Annotated in this window: 3 protein-coding genes; all 3 read left to right on the top strand. The window is 24.3% G+C overall.

Features of this window, described 5'->3' with window-relative positions; genetic code table 11:
- The first annotated feature begins 208 nt into the window (after positions 1–208).
- The 3 genes from sucD (at position 209) to BGI41_RS07055 (ending at position 3,599) form a co-directional block, all read left to right on the top strand.
- Positions 209–1,072 (top strand): succinate--CoA ligase subunit alpha, encoded by an 864-nt coding sequence (sucD, locus tag BGI41_RS07065; RefSeq protein WP_088539894.1) that lies wholly within the window; start codon positions 209–211, stop codon positions 1,070–1,072.
- Positions 1,073–1,314: 242 nt separating this feature from the next.
- Positions 1,315–2,520 (top strand): hydroxymethylglutaryl-CoA reductase (NADPH), encoded by a 1,206-nt coding sequence (gene hmgA / locus BGI41_RS07060; protein WP_088539891.1) that lies wholly within the window; start codon positions 1,315–1,317, stop codon positions 2,518–2,520.
- A gap of 290 nt (positions 2,521–2,810) precedes the next feature.
- Complete coding sequence (locus BGI41_RS07055; protein ID WP_088539887.1) at positions 2,811–3,599, top strand: hypothetical protein; 789 nt, start codon at positions 2,811–2,813, stop codon at positions 3,597–3,599.
- Positions 3,600–3,748 lie beyond the last annotated feature (149 nt).

Genomic DNA, 3,748 nt, shown 5'->3' with positions numbered 1-3,748 from the left:
TTAATTTGGTTTTAATTATTTTTCATATATTTTAAATTTTTTATCTAAGTATGGATATTATTTATTTTTTAACTTAACGGGGTTTTTTAGAAAATTTTATATGAAAAATGGTTAAATATTATAAATAGTAAGTACAAATATTATATTATTTTATGATTATTTTTTGATAAAGAATTTTTTAATAAAAAACTAATTTTTGTGTGATATTATGATTTTATTAGATAATAATACTAAATGGTTAGTTCAAGGAATAACTGGTAAACAAGGTTCATTTCATACAAAACAAATGTTAGAATATAATACAAATATTGTTGCAGGTGTAACTCCAGATAAAGGAGGACAAGATTTTTTAGGAGTACCTATTTTTAATTCTATTGAAGAAGCTAAAGAAAATGTAGATATTACTTCTTCTATTATTTTTGTACCAGCACCATTTGCAAAAGATGCTGCTTTTGAATCTATTAAAAATCTTGATTTAGTTGTTATTATTACAGAACATATTCCAGTACATGATAGTATGGAAATTATGGAATATGCTAAAAGGAATAACACAACTGTTATTGGTCCAAATACTCCAGGTATTATTACTCCTAGTGTTGGTAAATTAGGTATTATGCCTACCCATATTTTCTCTGAAGGTAATGTTGGTATTATGTCTCGTAGTGGAACTTTAACTTATGAAATTGCAAGTCAATTAACTAATGCTGGAATTGGTCAAAGTACTTGTTTAGGAATCGGTGGAGATCCTGTTATTGGTACTGATTATATTGAAGTTCTTAAAATGTTTGAAGAAGATGATGATACTGATGCTATTGTATTAATCGGTGAAATTGGTGGTAGTGCTGAAGAAAGAGCTGCTGATTTTATTAAAGATAATATTTCAAAACCAGTTGTATCATATATTGCTGGTAGAACAGCACCTAAAGGTAAAAGAATGGGTCACGCTGGAGCTATTATTGATGGTGAAATGGGTACTGCTAAAACTAAAATTGCTAAGTTTGAAGAATGTGGTGTTCATGTAGCTATTAAACCTTCTCAAATCGTTGATTTACTTCATAAAGAAGGTATCTAGTGAATTTATTTTAATTAATTTTTCATGAAAATCTTAGGTTTTTAAATTTTATTAATTATTTAATAAAATTAGGTTTTTATATCCTAGTTTTTTTCATTAAATTAATTATTTAATAAAATTAGGTTTTTATATCCTAGTTTTTTTCATTAAATTAATTATTTAATAAAATTAGGTTTTTATATTTTATATTAAAGTAATCTAGAAAAATTTTAAGGTTCTATTTTTTGTAGTAGGTTATTATTATGGATAAAACAGAAATTATTAATAAACTATTAAATGGTGAATTAAAACTTTACCAAATTGAAAGTTTAACTGATTCTATTGATGAAGCTATTAGTATTAGACGTGAATTTATTGAGAAATATACTAATACTAATCTTGAAAACATGTCTAATTACACTCTTAACATGGATGAAGTATTTAAGAAAAATATTGAGAATCCTATTGGTGCAATTCAAATTCCTGTTGGAGTTGCTGGTCCTCTTTTAATTAATGGGGATGAAGCTAAAGGTAAATTTTATGTACCTCTTGCAACTTCTGAAGGTGCATTAGTTGCATCTATTAATAGGGGATGTTCTGCAATTAAAGCTGCTGGTGGAGTAAATGCTCATGTTATTCATGATCAAATGACAAGGGCTCCAGTTATTAAAACAAAATCTGCTACTGAAGCATTAAAAGTTAAAGCATGGTTTGAAGATAATTTTTCAGAACTTAAAGAGATTGCAGAATCTACTACTTCTCATGGTAAACTTTTAAAAATAGATCCTATATTTGTTGCAGGTTCATATTTATATCCTAGATTTGTATATTCAACTGGAGATAGTATGGGTATGAATATGGTTACTATTGCAACAGAAAAAATTCTAAATAAAATGACTGAAGAAACAGATGCTGTACATATTGCATTAAGTGGTAATGTATGTGTTGATAAAAAACCTGCTGCAATTAATGTTATTGAAGGAAGAGGAAAAACTTTAGTTGCTGATATTATTATACCTGAAGAGATTGTTGAGAAAAAACTTAAAACAACTGCTGATGCAATAGTAGAAGTTAATATTGCTAAAAACCTTATTGGTTCTGCTACATCTGCTAGTATGGCTTATAATGCTCATTATGCTAATATGATTGCTGCAATATTTTTAGCAACTGGTCAAGATGCTGCTCATGTTAGTGAAGGATCTTTAGGTATTACTACTGCAGAAAATAGAGATGGAGATTTATATTTCTCTGTAAATATGCCTGATGTACCTATTGCTACTGTAGGTGGTGGAACATCTCTTGCAACAGCAAGTGAAGGACTTAATATTTTAGGTGTTAAAGGTAATGGTGGAGCTCGTAAATTTGGTGAAATTATTATTTCTACTGTTTTAACTGGTGAATTATCTCTTATAGGTGCATTAGCTGCAGGTCATCTTGCAAGAGCTCATCAACAATTAGCTAGAGGCTAATTACTCTATTTTTTTATTTTTATGTTTAGATTTAATTTCTAAATATTATTTTCTAATATTTATTTTTAGTTTTTAATTATTTTAAATAATGATTTATTTAAATAATTTTTAGGTGTTATTGTTTTTTAAATAATCTTTTATTTAAATAATTTTAATTTTTAAGTTTATTATAAAATGGTTTTAATTTTATAATTTTAATTATTAAGTTTAAAAAAAAGGATTTAATTTTATTGTTTTTAGGTGTTATTATTAAAAAAGGATTAAATAATTTTAGTTTTTAGATGATTATTATGTTTTTTAATGAAGAAGAATCTATTGAAGATGTTAAAGAATTAATTGAAGATATTGGATTTGATAATAAAGTATCAAATTCTATTAAGAAAGATAATTTAGAATATAATTATGATTATGATTTAGATAAATCATTTGCATCTGAGAAATATATTTATAATGGATACTTTAATTTTAGTTTTAATATAATTCATAAAGGTTTAACTTTAAATGAAATGATTAATGAACTTGAGAAAAATCATTCATATAATATTTATTTTACTGCTTCTAGTTCTATTTTCCCTGAAGATATTAAATATTGTATTAATCTTAAAGAATATAAAGGGGAAGTATTTGAATTAGTAGAATTACATAAATACTTTGGAAGTTTTGTTCTTGATTTTTTACTTAATTTTGAAGATTATTATTATGTTCCAAAAACAATTTTAAGTAAATTTTATAATGATTACTTAAAAAGCTTTAATTTTTATTTTAAAACTTTAAATGAATCTGTAGATAATTATTCTTTAGGTGAAATTATAGAAAAAGATGATGACTTTAAAAATCTTGATTTTTTAGTTGATGAAAGTGATAAATTAAAATCTAGCAGATTTTTAATTGTTTCTGATTCTAAACTTCAAGGTAATTACTTTAAAGTTCTTGATATCTTTTCATATGAAGATTATTATCAAATAATACTTTTACATTTACCTTCTAATTTAGAATGTTTCTTTAAAGAGGATAATATGGAAGCTTATGAAGATCTTGTAAAATCTATGAGAAAATTATTTATTGAATGTTTTAATTAGTTTTTTGTTTAATTTTTTAATTTTTATTTTATTTTTTAGGGTGTATGTTTTAGTTAGTTTTTTTAGTTTAAACCTTTAATTTCTATTTAATTAGCTTTTTTAGTTATATACTGGAATTATAATTTTCTTTATTTTATAAAATTTATATT

Origin of the sequence: Methanobrevibacter sp. 87.7 (assembly GCF_002208625.1) — an archaeon.
Lineage (GTDB): Archaea > Methanobacteriota > Methanobacteria > Methanobacteriales > Methanobacteriaceae > Methanarmilla.
This window is presented reverse-complemented; position numbering and strand designations above follow the sequence as displayed.

Coding starts and splice junctions, on each gene's coding strand:
- sucD (WP_088539894.1), top strand. CDS start 209: ATGATTTTATTAGATAATAATACTAAATGGTTAGTTCAAGGAATAACT.
- hmgA (WP_088539891.1), top strand. CDS start 1,315: ATGGATAAAACAGAAATTATTAATAAACTATTAAATGGTGAATTAAAA.
- BGI41_RS07055 (WP_088539887.1), top strand. CDS start 2,811: ATGTTTTTTAATGAAGAAGAATCTATTGAAGATGTTAAAGAATTAATT.